At 65.9% G+C, this 18,876-nt stretch carries 12 protein-coding genes; 4 read left to right on the top strand and 8 right to left on the bottom strand.

Annotated elements, in window-relative coordinates:
- Nucleotides 1-1,093: 1,093 nt before the first annotated feature.
- Nucleotides 1,094-1,318 carry a hypothetical protein gene (locus ASG32_RS09130; protein ID WP_056524865.1) on the bottom strand — a complete coding sequence of 75 codons (225 nt, stop codon included), beginning with the start codon at nt 1,316-1,318 and terminating at the stop codon, nt 1,094-1,096.
- A 157-nt stretch (nt 1,319-1,475) separates the two neighbouring features.
- A complete protein-coding gene (locus ASG32_RS09125; RefSeq protein WP_020091236.1) occupies nt 1,476-2,234 on the bottom strand; it encodes a sugar transferase in 759 nt (252 codons plus the stop codon).
- A gap of 1,192 nt (nt 2,235-3,426) precedes the next feature.
- Here ASG32_RS09125 and ASG32_RS09120 point away from each other — a divergent pair.
- Entirely contained in the window at nt 3,427-4,572 is a 1,146-nt protein-coding gene (locus tag ASG32_RS09120) for a glycosyltransferase (RefSeq protein WP_020091237.1), read from the top strand.
- Nucleotides 4,573-4,690: 118 nt separating this feature from the next.
- Here the strand turns inward: ASG32_RS09120 and ASG32_RS09115 are convergent, their stop codons facing one another.
- The 6 genes from ASG32_RS09115 to ASG32_RS09090 all read right to left on the bottom strand — a co-directional run bounded on the left by ASG32_RS09115 (nt 4,691) and on the right by ASG32_RS09090 (nt 13,790).
- The gene (locus tag ASG32_RS09115) at nt 4,691-6,034 is read right to left on the bottom strand and encodes an NAD(P)-binding protein (RefSeq protein ID WP_056524862.1); all 1,344 of its coding nucleotides are present in this window, start codon (nt 6,032-6,034) and stop codon (nt 4,691-4,693) included.
- Between the two features lie 565 nt (nt 6,035-6,599).
- The gene (locus tag ASG32_RS09110) at nt 6,600-8,075 is read right to left on the bottom strand and encodes a hypothetical protein (RefSeq protein ID WP_056524859.1); all 1,476 of its coding nucleotides are present in this window, start codon (nt 8,073-8,075) and stop codon (nt 6,600-6,602) included.
- A gap of 150 nt (nt 8,076-8,225) precedes the next feature.
- On the bottom strand, nt 8,226-9,584 hold the full coding sequence (locus ASG32_RS09105) for a polysaccharide biosynthesis/export family protein (RefSeq protein ID WP_056524856.1): 1,359 nt from the start codon (nt 9,582-9,584) through the stop codon (nt 8,226-8,228).
- A 279-nt stretch (nt 9,585-9,863) separates the two neighbouring features.
- Nucleotides 9,864-11,279 carry a lipopolysaccharide biosynthesis protein gene (locus tag ASG32_RS09100; RefSeq protein ID WP_056524853.1) on the bottom strand — a complete coding sequence of 472 codons (1,416 nt, stop codon included), beginning with the start codon at nt 11,277-11,279 and terminating at the stop codon, nt 9,864-9,866.
- A gap of 244 nt (nt 11,280-11,523) precedes the next feature.
- The gene (locus tag ASG32_RS09095; RefSeq protein ID WP_056524850.1) at nt 11,524-12,585 is read right to left on the bottom strand and encodes a glycosyltransferase family 4 protein; all 1,062 of its coding nucleotides are present in this window, start codon (nt 12,583-12,585) and stop codon (nt 11,524-11,526) included.
- 182 nt (nt 12,586-12,767) lie between these two features.
- Nucleotides 12,768-13,790 (bottom strand): glycosyltransferase family 2 protein, encoded by a 1,023-nt coding sequence (locus ASG32_RS09090; protein WP_056524847.1) that lies wholly within the window; start codon nt 13,788-13,790, stop codon nt 12,768-12,770.
- A gap of 705 nt (nt 13,791-14,495) precedes the next feature.
- Between ASG32_RS09090 and ASG32_RS09085 the strand changes: the two genes are divergently transcribed.
- From ASG32_RS09085 to ASG32_RS09075, 3 genes are all read left to right on the top strand, one after another.
- Complete coding sequence (locus tag ASG32_RS09085) at nt 14,496-15,260, top strand: hydrolase (protein WP_056524845.1); 765 nt, start codon at nt 14,496-14,498, stop codon at nt 15,258-15,260.
- A complete protein-coding gene (locus ASG32_RS09080; protein WP_056524842.1) occupies nt 15,257-16,576 on the top strand; it encodes a hypothetical protein in 1,320 nt (439 codons plus the stop codon). The genes ASG32_RS09085 and ASG32_RS09080 overlap by 4 nt, the downstream gene beginning before the upstream one ends.
- A 269-nt stretch (nt 16,577-16,845) precedes the next feature.
- Nucleotides 16,846-18,876 (top strand): glycosyltransferase, encoded by a 2,031-nt coding sequence (locus ASG32_RS09075; protein ID WP_056524839.1) that lies wholly within the window; start codon nt 16,846-16,848, stop codon nt 18,874-18,876.

Here is an 18,876-nt window from a genome sequence, read left to right as displayed (position 1 = left end):
GATTGTATCGTCAGCCGTGATCGCGCCCTGAACAGCGGGTCCCACAGCCATTCTACCGAGCAATGGCCGGCGTCCATCACCCGATAGAGGTACTCAGATCTCTCATCCACCGGGATATCGCGCTGGACGGACCGCATACCAACGCTCGAGCGCCGGCCCACCCGTGGTCGCCGAGCCAGGGCCCTGGGTCCGGGACAGGAGCGTGCACGAACCTGACAGCCGGCGCATCGACGCGATCGCCATCCGATACCGGGAACGTGCCACCTTTCCTGACCAGGGACCTATACGTCCCAGACCTGGAATCGATGGCGCGGCATCGCGCACCGAATCCTGGGAATGCCGCTTGCGCCGTTCCGCTCCGATCGGTGAGCCTTCCGACCGCTCCACAATCCGACGTCGGCGATGACGCGAAAGCCGAGCGACGAAGGATCGCGAACATCTCTATGATACAACACCGAAGAATCTCAACATAAAATAGATTGCGCCGAACAGCGTTACACCTGCAGCAACCCAGATAAAGACCAGCAACCATCGATCAAAATATGCGACATCGCAGTCGGCGTATTCTGTGGCGCAGGGAACGCAGTATGCGTTGGAGATCTCCACCTTTGCCCCGCACGTTTGGCAGGCACCGACCGAGAGGGAGCGCTCGCTGGCGGTCATCCTGCGCGTGCGCGGCGGCCAGCCAAAGTGCCAGCGCCGAATGGCAGCCCCTGCCTCCGAGAACCTCATACAAGCACTCGCCACTCGATATGGGCAAATGACATCTGATCCCGTTCGGGATCCATCACGTCTGTCAATTTTCAGAATGGTCAATAGCGCTACTTCATAGCGTTAATATTGTCAATCTCGACCTGATGAAGCTCCCACAACCGGCGCCGCGGCTCCGAGTTCGGTATGCTCCGGACATAACCAGCCTGCGTGCCCGAGAGGTGGGCGGTGAACGGACGCTCAGATGCGCGTTCAGCGTGGCATCACGCTCACCGGAGCTCGGACGGCTGGAGGCCGCGTCGCGGGTCCGTCGGCGGATGACGTATCACGACAGGCCGCTCGAGCCCGGCGAACGCTTCACTGTGACGATGCTGCGCTCGGCTCAGAGCCGCTTCGCAGCGGTGGTCCGATCGCGCAGGATCGAGCGCGCGGCCCGGCACCACAGTCGAGTCGGTAGCCAGTACAGCGCTCTCACCGCACCGAGAGCCGCCATGATCGGCACGAACGCGTGCGCCAGCAGATCGAGGATGACGCCAGGCGGCTCATCGGCCTCGATCCGATCGTACCAGATCGGATCCTCGTACCGGTACGGGTCTCGTTCGGTCATCGCTGGCACCCGCCACAATCCGATCCGGCCCTCATCTGTCGGACCAGCAAAGTGCTGCCCCGAACCGGATCTGGGTGCGCGGTTCGTGCTGCGCCGTCGCGCAGGGCCAGAGCACGCCGCGCCCCGGGCGCGGGGCGGCTCGGGGACCACCCGCGCCTCATCGGCTCCCGCGCTGCGCCAGAACGGCGGGAACGGTGCGCAGCATGATGGCGAGATCCCGGTGCAAGGTCCACCGGGTGGCATAGTCCAGATCCAGCGCGACGCGCTCGGCATAGGTCGTGTCGGAGCGGCCCGAGACCTGCCACAGCCCCGTCACGCCCGGCGGCACGGCGAAACAGGTGGGGAATGCCCGCCCGTAGCGGGCGACTTCGGCCGGCACGATCGGGCGCGGACCGACCAAGCTCATCTCGCCGCGCAACACATTCCAGAGCTGCGGCAGCTCGTCGAGCGAGGTCTTGCGCAGCACGTAGCCGACGGCGGTGACGCGCGGGTCGTCGCTGAGCTTGTGCGTCGCCGCCCACTCGGCCCGGGCCAGAGGATTGGCGGCCAGATGCGCCGCCAGAACAGCGTCGCCATTCGTCACCATGGAGCGGAACTTCAGGCACCCGAAGCGGCGACCGTCCCGGCCCACCCGCATGTGGCGGAAGATCGGCGCCTTGCGATCACCGGCATACACGAGAGCGGCGATCAGGATCAGCAACGGTAGCAAGAGGAAGAGGGCCGTGGCCGCGACCGTGATGTCGAGCCCGCGCTTGGCCGCCCAACCCAACCGCAGACCGCGCGCCACGAACGGCGCCGTTGGCAGAACGGCCTCCGCGACAGCCTCCGCGGCATCGCCCACTTGGTCCGCCAGCTCGACACCGTACTGCGGCGCACGCAAGGCAGGCTGAAGCGGTGGGCCGACGTCGCGCAGCATGTTCTGGCTCCTCGTGACGGCAGGTGGCCGCCAGGCGCAGCAACGGTTAATCAATTGTTAACGACGAGATATCAAATCATCGCGCCTGTTTCAAGCTTAACCGTACCCTAAATGTCAGTATATTTTCCGCCCAAAAATGCAAGAATAGATTTCGATCCCGCAGGATGAAGCACAGTGGCACCGGGCCTCTGCCTCTCGACCCGGCCACGAATCCGCCTCGATGCCGCAATCCAAGCAATGTCACGAGACACCGACCTTGGCCGGATGCTCACCCATCATTGTGCACTGCGTTCGTCCGGCCCGAGGAATGCCGCGCGTTCCCACGGTTGATGGTCGAGAGCTGAGCCACTTGCAGCTCTGTGCTTCTCCCGCGCGCGCGGGCCACCCGTCCGGACCGGGACGCTCGCGCATGGGATCGCGGTGCAACGTCCAGACGTCCCGCCGCAGGCATTCCGGGAGGTCGCTGCGGCGGCGATCGCCGGGATGTTGCTGAATGGCGCGACGAAATCAATTTCGCGCCGAGGGCGATCATGACAACGTGCGGGGCGCGCTCTATGGATGGACTTCCGATACAGTACCTCAGGCGCGGTCAGGGGGATGAGACGCGTGCCGGATCGGCGGCATCGGCCGCCGCGCCGCGACGGACCGTGCGTGCGCGGCCCTATTGCGATTCCGCGGGACTAATCCCTATGGCGGCGGGTTCCGCAGCGTGACCCGGATGGGCGAACTCAGTATCCTGCGGATGGCTAAGCGGCATCCAACGTGCAGGAGCGGCCACAATGCCGGAGCCAGTACGGATTGGGGCCACTCATGATGCATGCGCCGAGAGAGAACAGAGTGCCGGGTGGCGCGGCACGCCGGGTGGTCTGCGCCTGTTCGGCCGACGGGTGGGAGCGCAGAGCCTGATGCGGCCCCGGAGCATACCCGCCAAGTCGGCCAGGCCTGCCTGCAACGTCCATCCGCAACGGATGGCGTGAGACCCGTCGATCCCGTCTGAAAGTCATCAATCCCCGCGGCTCCCGAGGCTCGAACCACACAGGTCCAGCCGAAGGCGCACGTTTCCGATCAAGACTGAGAATAGCGCAATCATGGTCCCTTGCCTGTGGAGCAGCTGCCTGCCAGCGACCGATCGGACATCCACCGGGCGACTCGGTGAGAGCTGCGCGGCGATCGGGGAAGCAGGTTCCGAGCGATGAGAGTCGCGATCGTCCATTACTGGCTCATCGGGATGCGCGGCGGCGAGAAGGTCGTCGAGGCGCTCTGCGACCTCTATCCGGAAGCCGACATCTTCACGCACGCCTACGCCCCGCAATCCATGTCGCCGACCATCAGGGCGCACCGGGTCAGGACCTCGTTCATCGGCCGATTGCCGTTCGCGACCAGCCGATACAAATCCTATCTACCCCTGATGCCGATGGCCCTCGAGCAGCTCGATCTGCGGGGATACGATCTGATCATCAGCAGCGAATCGGGTCCGGCGAAGGGGATCATCCCGCCATCCGACGCGCTCCATATCTGTTACTGTCACTCACCGATGCGGTACGTCTGGAACATGTACCACGATTATCGCGAGCGGACGGGGCTGCTCACGCGCCTGCTGATGCCGCCGGTGGCCCATTACGTGCGCAACTGGGACGCGGTCTCGGCGGGCCGGGTCCACGAGTTCATCGCCAACTCGGACACGGTCGCGCGACGCATCGAGACCTACTATCGGCGCCAAGCCAAGGTCATCCATCCGCCCGTGGACACGGCGGCCTTCGAGATCGCTCCGGATGGCCAGCGCGGTGACTACCATCTGATGGTCGGCGAAATGGTCCGCTACAAGCGGCCGGAACTGGCGATCCAGGCCTTCAACCGGTTGGGGCAGCCCCTCGTGGTGATCGGCGGCGGCGAGATGCTGCGTGAACTGCGCAGCATGGCCGGTCCGCACATCAAGATCCTCGGTCCGCAGCCCTTCGAGGTCCTGAAACACCACTACGCACGGTGCCAAGCCCTGATCTTCCCCGGAGAAGAGGATTTCGGCATCGTCCCGGTCGAGGCCATGGCGAGCGGCCGGCCGGTCGTCGCGTTCGGCAAGGGTGGTGTCACCGAGACGGTCATCGACGGCGTGACCGGCACCTTCTTCCACGAGCAGTCCGTCGACGCGCTGATCGATGCCGTCCAGCGCTGTCGGGCGATCGGGGTGGAGCCAGAGCGCCTCGTCCGGCGCGCAGCCGACTTCGGTGTCGGCCGCTTCGCGGACGAGATCAGCCGTTTCGTCGACGGGGTCCTCGCGCGCGAGCGCTTGGCGGCCCCTCGTCCTCCGCGTGAGCCGAGCCGCGCCTATCTGGTCCAGTGAGACGGCCCCGCGCCGGCGGCCCCGGCCTCCTCGCCGAACCGCCGAGGCCACGACCGACGCGGCGGAGGCCCCGGTCTCAGAGGGCGGCGCGCGGCGCCCGCCGGCCGAATCGACTCGACTAAGCGTCCGATGTCCTTGTCGGCATCAGGTGAGCCGCCGCGTTGAGCGTCGAGACACGGGCCGTCGGCTGGTAGTCGAAACCGCCCTGTCGTCCGAACGACTCGATCCCGAGGTCGGCGAGTTGGGCGAGCGCGCGCGACACCCGCTGATGGGCCTGCCCGGTGTAGATGGGATAGGCACAGGGCACCACTTGGCTGCCCTCACAAACCAGATCACCGGCGAAGAGCCCGTTCTTGGCGACATGTGCCCGAAAATCCTGCTCGGCGATCGTCACGGAATCGTTCGCGTGGCCAGCGATGACCTCGACTCCAAAATACTCGCGCCCCTCCACCCGACCGTAGAAATCGGAATACATCGTGAGCCGCTTCCAAGCGCCGTCATGCGCGAAGTTGTAGAGGATCGAACAGTCGAAGCCGCGATTCCCGTCGAAGCTGAAATACAGGCTGATCAGCGTTACCGAGGCGAGACCGGGATCCTCTCGGACTCCGCAGAGGGCCAACGCCCGCGCAATGGGGATCGTCGAGATGAGTCGCTGGGCGGTCAAACGGCGGCCACCTGTGCGGACATCGAATTGCGTCCCGCGCCGTGTGATCGCTTCGATCCGCTCGCCCAGATGAAAGACCGAACCGCGCTGCCGCAGGGTCCGGGCGGCCACTTCGTAGAGGGCATTGAAGCCTTCGCGGGGTCGCGCCAACTGCCTGTTGGTCGGACCCGGCGCGCGATGCCGGCGGACATAGCGCAACAAGACGCGCGGGCTGGCGTGCTCCTTGATCCAGAGCATCCGCTTCTCGGCAAATTCCAGATCGACCCAGTCGGCCGGAACGCCGAAGAACCGCTTCATGTAGCTCTCGAGGCCGGACCTTCTGAGCAGATAATCACCGATCCAGTAGCGAGCAAACTCCCGCGCATTCCCGATTCTGCGCCGCGCCACGCGCGAGAAAGCGGCCGATAGCACGATCCTGAAGATGCCCCATGGACCGGCCCGGACGATGTCGTCCCGGATCGACAGCGGGTACGAGGTGACGAAAGCCTGGGGTGTCAGCTTTCCCCACGTCGGCTTGATCGGAACGTAATGTTCCAGCAACTCCGGAAAATACTTCAGCAGCGGCGAATCGTCCTGAAATATTAAACTCCCGATGTCGAATGTATATCCATTGATGGACCGGTCAATATGATTGCCGCCGATATTTTCAAATTCGTCGATGACGGCAATATTTCGACAGCCGAGATCGTGAAGAATTGAAGCCGATACGAGGCCAGTAATACCGGCCCCTAATACGATCGCATCGAAAATCTCGTCTCCCGAGTGCCCATGACAATCGAAGGCTGAAGAAACGGTCATGATTCGCTTTGCATCGGCCACGGCGTCAGGCGATGGAGGACGATGCCGGAGCATGATGGTCGGCCGCGCCGAGCACGATGATCATCGCCGACACTCGAATCAGATCGGAAGTTGCGGATCGATACCATAGGATCAGTTCGGAACCCAGTCATGACTACCGTTAATTGAGCAGAATATGCAAACACACCGTGGCGCGCGGACCGAAACATCGCCTGACGGTCGCACTATGGATCTGTCCCCGTTCCGAACGAGCGGGCAGGCGGTCCGCGCCTTGCGGCCGACTGAGGCAGCATTGGCCGCCCTTCAGCAGGGTAAAGTCAACAACGAAAACGACAGATGTCCCATGAGCCATTTGATCAATGGCTTCGAGGCAGTGGATCCACCCAGCATACCTTGAGCGTCCTCCGCGCCCCGGGGCCATTTCCGAGTTCCCTGCACGGCCGTCGCGGCGCGACGGCGCGGTCCGTGGTTTTGCTCCCGGAGCGGAACACGGAGCGGCAGTTCCCGGTGCCGGATGGCAGCAACGCCCAGCCCTCGGTCCGGCCATCGGCCTCCGGGGCTGCCCTCACGTGCCGAGTGATACGTTCTGAGCCGAATGGCGAGCCGGTTCGGCGAGCCGCGACCGTATCGCGACCGCGGCCGGCTCGATCGGAGTTGCGGAGACACCGATACGCCCGACTGGATGACGTGCGGGATAGGCGCAGGCGGTGGCGGCGAAGATGTAGAATATCAAGCCCTGATCGACGGTCGGGCCCGCGATGAGGCTGCCAGGGAGAAGGGACAGGCAGGCGACGCGGCCAGCAGCACGGATGTCGCTCGCGTAGGTCCGCGGCGCTCCGCGCCGAAATCCGAACACCGACGCCAGGAAAAGCACGTAGAAGACGGCTCCGGGAATCCCGACATTCGACAGCACCGCGAGCGGAAAGCTCGATGTGCGATTGGTTCCAAGGCCGACGCCCAGGCCGTTCGAGTCGATGAAGTTCCGCCACGCATAGGCGTTCCAGGCCGAACGCTGAACACCCGAACTCGTCTCGGCTTTGCTCAGGACAAGCGTATCGACGTAATCGTAGACGCGCTCAGCCACGCCGCCGACCGAGAAGGCCAGGAGCACGAGGACGCAGGCGACCAACGGACCCGCGACCACCAGCCAGGCGCTGAAGCGGTCCTGACGACGCGTGCTGCATCGCAGCAACGCGATCGTGTAGAGCATCGGGATCAGCACCGCGGCGCCGACCAGGCCGGTCGAGGATGTCGACAGGATCACGAACAACAGCGAGATCAACGCCAGAGGTCCCGTCACCAAGGGCTTGCGGCCACAGAGCCACAGCATGCCCGTGAACCCGCAACCTCCCAGTGTCATTCCCGCGAAGGCCGACGCCTCCGGCCAAGCCCCGATGATCCGCCGCATACTGCCGACACTCTCCTCGTCGTGGAACGTGTACTGAGCGTTGCGAATGAATTGCAGGGCCTCCTGCGTGCCCGTTGCCGCCGTGAGGACGTCGATGATGCCGAAACATATGTTGGCAGCCGCGTAGAGGATGAGCGCCTTCGCGAGCGTCTCAATCCCGTTCTTCGAGGATCCGAAAGCGGTGATGATACTGAAACAGACCAGATCACCGATGAGATAGATCGGCTGCGTGAAATTGCTGGATACTGGTCCCAGGGGAACGACGCCGTCGCTCGTGATCAGGTGTGACGACGTTCCCAGCGGCACGATATAGGTCTGCCCCGCGAAGAGCCGCGGCAGGATGTAGCTGCTCGCCACCCCGTAGAGAGTGAGACAGAGAAGCCAGAAACCCGGTTCAGGCAGGCGGAACGAACTCAGGACCTGTGTCGAGATGTTGCGATGGAACAGTGTCGCGATCATCAGGAACACGAGGAAGAGATGCGCCGGCTGCACGTTGGCGCCGCCCAGCAGGAGTGCCGCGGCCGAGCCGAGATTGCAGAACACCACGAAGGCGATCACCACCGATTCCCTGCCGAACAGCAGACAGAACAGGCCGATGACGACCGCGATGGCGCCTATTGGTTCGAAGCTCATGTCAGGCTGATCCAGGCATGATCGACGGCGGAGCGGCGGTGGCACTCAGGCGACGCACCGCCACCCCCGGCGGTCGTGCCGGGCCGGGATCGGGCGATCGCGTCGTCTGGTCACCGCCCGGATCGATGCGACGCGCACGCATCGACCATCTCAGCGATTCGCACTCTCGGTTGGCCGCAGTGGCGCATCCGAAGCGGCCGGACCGCGGCTCACCGGAGCGCCCGATGATCCGGGCCGCGGCGACGGGGACGGCCGCGTCTCCCCGGCCTTGTCGGCCGGCTGGCGCACGAGCGTCACCCGCACGACGTCGCCGGGCTCGACGACGGCCTCCTCGGAGGCGAGCCATGTGCCCGCCTTCACCCCCTGCTTCCGGGTAATCTCGTAGCGCGCGCTCACGGCTTCTGCCGCGTCGTCGGTGCTGCCGACCATCTGAGACTCGGCATCGGCCGCGAGCCGCTCGGCTGTCCGCGCCTTCTCGTCGATCGAGGCGAGCTTCTGACGGGCATCCGCGGCCTCCGACAGAGCTTCGCGGCGGAACCGGGCCTTGAGGTCGATGATGTCGCGCTCGGCGCGCGTGAGGCTCTGCTGAGCGCGCAGCATGGCGACCTGCACGTCGAGTCGGCTGCTCTCGAACGACGCCTGACTCTGCTCCGCAGCCAGCTTGCGCGGCGCGATCGTGAGCCCCTTCGAGACCAGATCGTTGATCAGGCCGAGCTCACCGCGACTGAGCTCGATCTGGCGGTCCAGCGTTTTGGACTTATTATCGAGCGTGCTCATTTCATTTTGAAAGCTGGCGATCGACTGTTCAATCGACTTGATCTCGGCCTTCAGCGCGTTCCGACGCGTGTCGAACAGGAGTTGCTCACCGCGGACGGCCTGCTCCGCGTATATCCTGTCCACCGTGCCTTTCAGCTCGCCGCCGAACGCGATCGTCTCCGCGCCGCCGACCTCCGCTTCGAGACGCGCCAGCTTGGCGGCCAAGGCGACCCGCTCCGCGGCCAGATTTCGCAACTCGCCGCGCGTTGTGACCGCGTCGCGCTGGATACTGCGCGGGTCGGTGCCGCGCATCAGTCCCTGAGCCGTGCTGACGGCCTGTAGTACGGTCAGGCCGGGTTGATACTCGTACTTGCCGGGCTGCTGGACCGCACCGATGATGTAGAAGGGACGGTAGGTCGCGACTTCGACCGATGCCGCGGGCTTCTCCGCGAGATCGGCGACCTGTTTCAGAGCGACACCGATGGCGTTCGCGAGATCGATCGGCGTGCCGCCCGCCGCCTTGATCTGGCCGATCAGTGGCATGGACACGGTTCCGTCCGCTGCAACGACGAACTGACCGTTCAGTGCCGTCCACGAGTACGCTTCGCCGGTGTTGCGACGCAAATCATAGACGCGGATCGTCAGATGATCCTGAGGGCCGAGCAGATATCGACCGGCTTCGTCGGGGGCCGCATTCGCGCGCGGGCTGCCGAACAGCAGGACGCACGCTGCCGCAACTAGACGCAGACGCATCAAATTCTCCCCGACCAGAGCCAAATCTTGAGTATAAGTCTGCGCGCTGCGATCGCCCTACGGTATCCGTAGCACAGAATCCCGAGGGCCACATCGAAAGGTAGCAGACGCCGCCAAGTTAGCCAAGATTTAACGACCCGAGGTCTGTCTTGCGGCCGCTGCTCATCCGAGCCGTTGAAGTGAGCGCGGCCAAAATTATACCCTCCGCAATCTCGTGGATCAGCCCGATGGCGGCTGTAAGTTCTGCGTTCTTCGCCGCTGGCCCTCGCGCGACCGGCCTCATGGACGCAGGGTCCGCAGGCGAAAGCCGAGCAGCAGCATGCTCACGCCGTAAGCCGCCGCGCCGCCGAGGATCAGGGCCGCGAGAAGCCCGGCCGAGCCGATATCCAGGCGGCTCAAGGCGGCCCGCAGCGCAAGGACGGCGGCCGCCATCGCCGCGCAGGAGAGGGCAATCTGCCAGAGATTACGGATCTGCCCCGCCACACCGGCACCGACGAGACGCCGCGCGTAGATCGCGCTGATCAGGAAGTGAAACAGGGCCGTGGCAAGGCGCGCGTAGATCATCATCATCACGCCGCCGAGATAGAATCCCAGTGTCATGCTCAAGACCTTCGCCACCGATTCGAGGAGCGTGATCTTGAGCATCACGTTCGGCTCGTCCATCGCGAGGCAGAGCGTTGAGACAGGTTGGTAATAGGCGGTGAACATGACGGCCAGCGACAGCCATCGCAGATAGGGCGCCGCGGAAATCCATTGCGCACCGAGGATGACGCTCACGATCTGGTCGGCGGTCAGTGCGATGCCCACGCCAGCCGGGAGCGCGATGATCATCGTGAGTCGAGCCGCCTTCAGGAAGGCGGCTCGTAAGCGGAGGCGGTCATCGGCCATCGTCGCGAACGCGGCCATGACCGGCCGCATAGCCGGACCGATGACGCTCTGGGTCGGGAGGACGGAGAAATCGCTCGCCACCCCGTAGCGGCCGAGTACGGCCTTGTCGACGTGGTAACCGAGGAACATGCGATCGAACTGCCAACTGAAGGCAGCGAGGATCTGTGAGGATGTGAACCAGCCTGTGAACGCCGAGAAGGCACTCAGCCGCGCCAGGGAGAGCCCCGGTCGGTAAGGCGCCAGCACGTAGGACAGGATGGTCGGCAGGATCGCGGATGCAGCCGGGTTGATCACCAGGGCCCAGTAGCCGGCTCCCAAGTAGAGAGACCCGATCGAGATCAGGGCCGCGGCCACTTTTCCGGAAAAATCCGCGAGAAACGACGCACGGAAGTCGATCTTGCGGAACAAGTGTACCATGGCCGGGCTGTAGAGGCTTCGCGCGATCGGCGCCGACGCGAGTGCGAGCGTGATGGGGATCAGTCGGACGTCGTCGTAGATGTGGGCGACCGGCCAAGCGGCGGCCATCATCAGAACGGCGATGACCCCGCCCCGAAGAAGGCCCAGCGTGAATGCAGTATCCAGATGCGACTTCTCGATCTTCTGCAGACGCAACAGGGCCTGAACCAGCGGGATCTCGAGGATCATCTCGACGATCGAGATCAGGGACGCGGCGATGGCCGTCAGGCCGAAATCGGCGGGCGACAGGATCCGTGCGAGGACGAGCAGCGTGCCGAGATCGATCGCGCGCGCGGAGATCCGCGCGGCGACACTCCATCCGGCGCCGCGCAGCGTCTTAGAGGCGAGCATGAACGTGTCCCACGGAAGACTGACCGGCGCCACACCGGCCCGGAACGACGTCGTGCCTCGTGGTCACGACATGGATCCGGATCTGAGCAACATGGCGATTCCGATCCTGACACGCTCTGCAAGGCAGTCCTGAACCAGCATCCGGCGGCGGCATCAATCTAGCTAATTTGGTCAGCTTGCGATCGAGCCGCGCCCGCGGTGCGTTGTGGGAGCCGTGTCCGGCTTCCGCGCACCGGGACGCGCATCACCCCGCGAGGCCGGCAGCGCGCCGATAGACGGTCAAGGTCTCGTCGGCCACCCGTGCGATCCGCAGGTGATCCAGGTTGATCTGGCTCTTCGCTCTCAAAGCGCCCAGGGCGCTCGGATCGGTCGTGAGCGTGATCAGCGCCTGCGCAAGCTTGTCCGGATCGTTTGCCGGGACCAGAATGCCCGCCCTTCCCCCGTCGAGCAGCTCGGGAATCCCGTCGACGTCGGTGCCGACGATCGCGCAGCCCGCCTCCCGGGCTTCGGAGAGCACGAGCGGTGCCGGATCGGCGTGGGACGGGAGCACGAAGATGTCGGCGCCCAGCATCCAGCGGTACGGATCGTCCCGCGGCCCGGCGAAGGTAATGGCATCCGCGCAGGCCAGCGTGCGCGCGGTCTGCTCGTAGGCGTCCCGGTGAGGACCGCCGCCGACGACGTAGAGCCGCATGGCGCGATTGTGGGGGAACGCCTTGTCGAAGGCCTGCAGCAGATCGGGCAATCCCTTCCGGGGATGCAGGCCTCCGACGAAGACGATGGCGGGATGATCCAGAGCCTGCGGTTCCTCGGACCGACCGCGCATGCGGGCTGAGCCGATGGTCCCGTTGAGCACGACGTCGATGCGGGAAGCCGCGATGCCGCGCTTCCGCATCGACGAGGCGACCGCGCCGCTCACAGCGATGACCCTGGTCCCAAGGCCCATGAGGACGGCCCCCTTCTCGAACTCATTGTGGACGGTCGTCACGAGGGGAACGCGCAGCAGCTTGCAGGTCGGCCAAGCCAGCACGGCGCTGGTCATCATATGGGCGTGGACGACATCGGGACGCCAACGCCGGAGCACACCGCCACATCCGAGGAACGACGTCAGGATCCGGGCCGGCGTGCGCGCGTGGCTCGCGAAGATCGACTCGACGCCGTTGGACCGGAGCAGCGTATCGAAATCCCCACCCTGACTGGCAATCGCGACCCGGTGTCCGGCCTGCGCCTGTTGGCACGCGAGATCGACGGCCGCGTGGACATGGCCGTTCAGTCGGCGCGTGTGATTCAGCAGATGGAGAATACGCATGACTTACGAGCGCTCGTGTCGGATCCGAGCCCCGGCCTGCGCTGGACTCCATGCAAGCCGCGGCGCCGATTAGGCGGGAGATACGACCCTGGCCGAACAGGAGAGCCGCCACATATTCCGGAGCCATCTAGGTGTAAAAGCGCGACCGGGCGCAACAGAAAAATCCGGCGCACTACTGATTTTCAACAATGCCCCGCACCGATCGTGGCGCGCAGGATCTGTCGGATCGGCCGGCGCTTGGGCGAGAAGCGGAAGGCGAGCAATGCCTGCGCACAGCGAACGGGCGCGAGAAACGTCGCGACTACGAAGAGCGCATTCGCCATTTTCCACTTCAGGGAACGCGGCTCGATCAGGACAGATCTGATCAGGCCCAGGAACGGCCTGCCACCGTACCGGACACCCCGGAGGATCGCCATGCAGAACTCGAGGAACTGAAAATAGTATGTCTGCTCTGGCTCGACGAGGGAGATCCCGGGACGCCAGTCGTGAAGAAGACCGCGCAGATGCCTCAGACGTGACTGGAAACGCTGGAGATCCCGCTCGACGGTGGCCGCCTGCGGGACGCGGCCCAGACCGGAGTCATTGCGGCCATGGACACGGTAGAGCCCGAGACTTTCGGAAAGGCTGACGATCTCGCCCATGAACGGGGCAGCCAACAGGATCACGCCATCGACAGCTTGGTCGTACGCGCATTGATGGAGCAGATCGCAGACATCGCGGCGGAAGACATTCCCGGACGTGGGCGGCGTCTGGTAGACGCCTGAGCGCAGGATGTCGCCGACAGTCCTGTCCTGCCCGCGGAACGCGCCGAGAGCGGGGTATGGGTCCGCCAGGATCGCCCCCGTCGAGTCGACGCATCTCAGACAGAACTGAAGTTTGGCGACAGTCGGATCTAGTTCCGCGAGAATACGGTCGAGAGCACCCGGCAGAAGCTCGTCGTCCGCGTCGAGAAAGAGCAGAAACGGGGCAGAAGTCTTGGCCAATCCATACAGGCAGGCCGCCCTCTGACCGCCGTTCGGGATCCGGAATGCCGCGACGCCGGACCGCTGGATAATCGACCATGAGTCATCCGTCGATCCATCGTCTATCACGACGATCTCACAAGAGTCGTTGTGCTGGTCGACGACACTCTGAATCGCTTTATCGACAAAACTTTCGTAGTTGAAACAGGTAATAATGACTGCGAGCTTAGGATCCTTGACCACGACAGACGTCTTTCTCGCTCGTCGCTCCGCGCTCCCGTCTCTCACTGTCTCGAGCGCTCAACAGGATGTTGGCTAGCACGGCATCCCGCCGAGATCCACAATCGATACATGAAGACGCAGCCACAACCAAAGTCTAATTGCCGGACTTATCGCTGACGAGCTCAGCATTTCACGTTGTCTCGATGACAATAGTCAATTCTCCGTGATCGAGAATCGATCGAGGTCCATCCCTTTCCGGCCCGAGCCGGGCTTCCAGGAACGTGTTGAACCCCGGATGAGGCGCGAGATCGAGGTGACATCCAGGCAAGACGAGCCTGTCGGTCGATCCGTCGCGGCCGACGGCGCCGGCCGCCCTCCCAGCGCGGGCGGTCGTACCTTTGATCCCCCGGACCTACTCCGAACGGCGGTCTTGTTGGGCGCCCCCAAGCTCCACTAAGGCCCCCTTCCCGGAAATTCCCCCTCGGTCGGGCCGATCAACCCGCCTTTTCGGGGGGTGCGCGGTCGCCTCGTCAATTCTTATGGCCGTAGCAGCGCGCCTTCATTGATGTCGGACGGGACAGATTGTTGCTATACTCGTTGGAGGATGGACATCGCGCGCAGCGTGGTGCCGTCACGGCACCGTCATTGCAGAAGGGATCCGCCGGACGCGGCCCGGCGGGCAGACATCAGGTTCGATCGCCATCGATCGGGAGAGATCTAGTCATCATGCACCTACCCGAGACGGCAGCCCGTATCGTATCCTGCGACGTTTTCGACACGCTGCTCCTGCGCGATCACCGGTCCGAGCGCTGCCGCTTCCACGAGATCGCGGCCGTCGCGTCGCAGCTGCTCGCGGCGGAGCACGGCGTGGTGCGCCGTCCGGGCGCGATCTACGCCGCGCGCCTGGAGGTGCAGCGAGCGGCCTACCGGGCGCTCGACTTGGCCAATCCCTCGGGCGACGTGCGCTTCGCCGACATGCTCGCGGCCATGACGCGCGTCCTCGGCCTCGATGATCGGGCCGCGGATATCCTGTATCGGGCCGAGATCACGGTCGAACGCGCCCAGTTGCGCGCGAATACCCGGCTGATGACGTGGCTGAGGGGCCGGGCACGGGCCGGGGGGAGGATCATCGCGGTGAGCGATACGTACCACCGCGGCGAGACTATCGCGCAGCTGCTGAACGCGCTGGCTCCCGACCATCCCATTGCGCGCATCTACACCAGTGCCGACCACGACGCGACCAAGCGGACACGGGCGCTCTTCGATGTCGTTCTCCGGAGCGAGAAAGTGCCCCCCGCCGAGATCCTCCACCTCGGCGATGACACGCTGGCGGACGTGACGATGGCCGCCGCCGCGGGCCTGAGGACGGCACAACTGCTCCGGCCGCGCCACGTGGTGCTGCGTCGCCGCCTCGATGCCGTCCGCGCTCGCGTGATGCACCGGCACTGGATCGGTGCCGCCCGCAGCGGGGCCAGGAGGATCGGGCCGTGAGCGCGACCGACGCCGCACGCGGCCCCGCGGGCGACGACGCGGGCGACGACGCGGTCGCGTTCGGCCAGCGCGTGCTGGGCCCGATCCTCGCCGAGTTCTGCCTACGCCTCTGGCTCGCGGAACGCTTCCTCGCGCCGGACAGGACCGTCCTCCTGTTCTGCGCCCGGGGTGGCCTGCGCCTGCAACTCGTCTACGAGCGCTTCCTCCAGCGAACCGGCCTGCCACAGAACCTCCCGCGCGCGGCCCTGATGGTCTCGCGCCTCGTGGCCGCCCGCACCGCCTTCGATCCGCCGAGCCCTGGCATGCTCTCCGAACTCGGTCGGGAGTTCAGCGGCCGGTCGATGGCGGAGATCGCGGCGGCGCTGGCGCAACGCGACGATCTGGCCCTTCCGGCGTCCTGGGATGAGCCCTTCGAGGAGGGGGCTTTCACCGCGCTGCTGTCCGGCAACCAGCCCGGCGTGGCCCGCCTTCACGCCGCGGTCGCCCAACAGGATGCCCGTTTCCGCACGCATCTCGAGGCCTGCGCCGGCCCGGCGCGCCACTGCGTGCTGGTCGATACCGGGCTCTACGGCAGCACGGTCCGCATGCTTCAGGAGGGCCTGCCGGAGCGGACGTGGTCAGGGCTCCAGCTCGCCCGCTGCAACTACAAGCGCCTCGCCACACCGCATTTCCGCCGCACGTTCGGCCTGAGTGTCGAGAGCGACTGGTACAAGCCCTGGGACGCGCGCACGTCGGTGCTGCGCTTCTGGCACCTGATCGAGGCCTGCCTGGAACCGGACCTGCCGAGCGTCCGCACCTTCGCCCAGGCCGTCCCGGGATCGCCGCCGCGGGCCAATCTTCAGGACGACGGCTGGGAGGCGCGGATCGCATCGACGCGGCCGGACCTCTTCACCGGCGTTCTGGCCCACATCGACGATCTTCGCTCCGAGAGCGTCGCGGCGATCCCGGACGACGCGGCGCGGGCGTGGGCGGCCCTGAAGAAGGCAATCATCTGGCCGGATGACCGGACCGTCTCGACCTTGAGTCTCGGCGGCAGATCCCGCGATTTCGGACGCGTCGAGCTGAGCGCCCAGTACGCCACACCGCGGCCGGCCCGACCCGCGCAGCAGATCCGCGACAGTCTCTGGCGCGAGGGCGCGCTTCTCCGCTTCTTCCCGCGGGCCGGCCGGTTCCTGCTTCCCGTGATCGAGGCCGTCTACGCCGGTCGCGCCCTTCGAAGGGAGGCCACGTCCCGTCTCGTCCGCCGCCGCGAGCCCGCGCCCGAGGCGCGCGCGGAGCCGCCCCTGTGGCGCCGGCAGGCCTCTGGCGCGAACTGAGGTCTCTCCGTGTCGTCGAATGCAGCGTTCGGGCCTCGGCTACTGCACTTGGATTTTCCTGTCGAGAATCAGAATGCTGCCTATAAAATAATTAGCGTCCCGGATTTTTGCCTCTATTACGTACGCGAATTCTGCGCACGCGCGGGGTCATGCGCGATCCCGGCTCCTGGGATCGCGGGTCCGACCGCGCCGCTCACGCGAAAGGTGGAACACTCTTGTTCTCGTATTCGATCCGCGAATCGGGGCTCCGACAGGAGTAGAGCGACAGCATGACGGCAGTCGGATCGTTCGGAATCAACGGTCGGTTCCTCACCCAGCCGATGACCGGGGTTCAGCGCTACGCGATGAACGTCACCCGGGCGCTGAGCGCAGCCCTGACCGCTCGTGGCGAGAGCGCCCTCTTGCTGTCCGTGCCGGACGCGGAGGATCCCCGTCTCGCAGGCACGCCGCTCCGCACCGTCGGACCGGCGGGTGGGCATGCCTGGGAGCAATTCGTCCTGCCGCGCGCCTGGCCCGGCCGATTGCTCAACCTCTGCAACACCGCCCCCGCGCTGAAGGCCGATCAGGTCGTCTGCATCCACGACGCGAACGTGTTCAACGCGCCGGAGAGCTACAGCGCGTCGTTCCGGACCTTCTACAGGACGCTCCAGCCGCTTCTGGCGCGCCGTGCCGCGCGGATCGCCACCGTCTCGAGCTTCTCGGCCGGACAGATCGCCAACCATCTCTCGGTGAAAGCCTCCGACATCGTCGTGCTCCCGAACGGGCACGAGCACGTGCACGCCTGGGATCCGCGACAGGCCGTCCGGGCGCCGGCGGCCCTGGACCGGGACGCCGACGGCCTGGAGCGCCCCTTCGTGCTGGCCCTCGGGTCCCGCGCCCGCCACAAGAACCTCGATCTGCTGCTCAAACTGGCGCCCGCCTTGGGCGCACTCGGGCTCGACCTCGTAGTGGCGGGCGGCCAGGCGACCATCTACGCCGCCGAGGACCTGCGGCGCGGCGAGAATGTCCGCCACCTCGGCTTCGTCACCGACCACGACCTCGCCTACCTGATGGAGCGCGCCCTGTGCCTGGCCTTCCCCTCCCTCACGGAGGGGTTCGGGCTTCCGGCGCTGGAGGCGATGGCACGCGGCTGCCCCGTCGTCTCGACCGACCGCGCGAGTTTGCCGGAGATCTGCGGGTCGGCGGCCCTGCTCGCTCCGCCGGACCGGCCGGAACGCTGGCTCGACCAGATCCGCGCCCTGGCCGCGAGCCCGGACCTGCGATCGGACCTGATCGGCCGCGGTCGCGATCAGGCCGCCCTCTTCTCGTGGGAGGCTTCGGCGCAGGGCTACCTCGATCTCATGCGGGCGCCGAAGGTGCGGCCGACCGCGCGCCCCGCCGCGCGCCCTGCCGCGCGATCCGCGGCACCGCCATCTCCGCCCAGCATCGCTGTCGCCATCGCGACGCTGGGCCGTCCCGAGGTGGTGACCGGCACGCTGCGGCGGATCCTGGATCGGCAGACCCTGAAGCCCGCCGCCATCCTGATCTCCTGCGTCACCCCGGACGATGCCGGCGAGGCGGCCGCGTGGCCCGGCGTGACGGTGGTCACGGGGCGTCCCGGCCTCGCCACTCAGAGAAATGCCGCCCTCGCCGCGCTGCCCGAGGCGATCGATATCGTGGTCTTCTTCGACGATGACTTCGTCCCCGAGGCCGGCTGGCTCGCGGCAGCCGCGCAGCGCTTCGAAGACGAGCCGGACATCGTCGGCCTGACGGGCGACGTCGTCGCGGACGGCATCAAGGGGCCCGGACTGCGCTTCACCGAGGTCGACCGGATGCTCGCCGCGCTGGCTCCGGTCGAGCCGGCGGCGCCCATCGAGGCCTTCAGCCCGTACGGCTGCAACATGGCGTTCCGTCGCTCGGCCATCGGCACGCTGCGCTTCGACGAGCGGCTCGTCCTGTACGGCTGGCTCGAGGACCGCGATTTCGGCGCGGCCCTGGCGGCCCGAGGCGGCCGGCTCGTCAAATGCATGGAGGCCCGCGGCGTCCATATGGGCGTGAAAGGCGGCCGGATCTCCGGCGATCGGCTCGGCTACTCGCAGATTGTCAACCCGCTATACATGCTGCGCAAGGGCACGATGACCCTGTCTCAAGTCTTCGGCCAGATTACCCGCAACGTTCTCAGCAACGTGACGCGCTTCGCGGCCCCCGAGCCGTTCATCGACCGGCGCGGCCGGCTGCGCGGCAATCTGCGCGGCGCCGCGGACGTGCTCCTGGGACGGCTGGAGCCCGAGCGGGCCCTGAAGATCCGACGGAAAGTGTGA

Origin of the sequence: Methylobacterium sp. Leaf361 (assembly GCF_001424445.1) — a bacterium.
GTDB lineage: Bacteria > Pseudomonadota > Alphaproteobacteria > Rhizobiales > Beijerinckiaceae > Methylobacterium.
Note: the sequence above shows the minus strand (reverse complement) of the source record. Positions and strands in the feature narration are given on the sequence as shown.

Bases quoted from the DNA above. Each gene is read 5' to 3' on its own strand.
- ASG32_RS09105 (WP_056524856.1), bottom strand. From the start codon at position 9,584: ATGCGTCTGCGTCTAGTTGCGGCAGCGTGCGTCCTGCTGTTCGGCAGC.
- ASG32_RS09115 (WP_056524862.1), bottom strand. From the start codon at position 6,034: ATGACCGTTTCTTCAGCCTTCGATTGTCATGGGCACTCGGGAGACGAG.
- ASG32_RS09110 (WP_056524859.1), bottom strand. From the start codon at position 8,075: ATGAGCTTCGAACCAATAGGCGCCATCGCGGTCGTCATCGGCCTGTTC.
- ASG32_RS09120 (WP_020091237.1), top strand. From the start codon at position 3,427: ATGAGAGTCGCGATCGTCCATTACTGGCTCATCGGGATGCGCGGCGGC.
- ASG32_RS09075 (WP_056524839.1), top strand. From the start codon at position 16,846: ATGACGGCAGTCGGATCGTTCGGAATCAACGGTCGGTTCCTCACCCAG.
- ASG32_RS09095 (WP_056524850.1), bottom strand. From the start codon at position 12,585: ATGCGTATTCTCCATCTGCTGAATCACACGCGCCGACTGAACGGCCAT.
- ASG32_RS09100 (WP_056524853.1), bottom strand. From the start codon at position 11,279: ATGCTCGCCTCTAAGACGCTGCGCGGCGCCGGATGGAGTGTCGCCGCG.
- ASG32_RS09130 (WP_056524865.1), bottom strand. From the start codon at position 1,318: ATGACCGAACGAGACCCGTACCGGTACGAGGATCCGATCTGGTACGAT.
- ASG32_RS09125 (WP_020091236.1), bottom strand. From the start codon at position 2,234: ATGCTGCGCGACGTCGGCCCACCGCTTCAGCCTGCCTTGCGTGCGCCG.
- ASG32_RS09085 (WP_056524845.1), top strand. From the start codon at position 14,496: ATGCACCTACCCGAGACGGCAGCCCGTATCGTATCCTGCGACGTTTTC.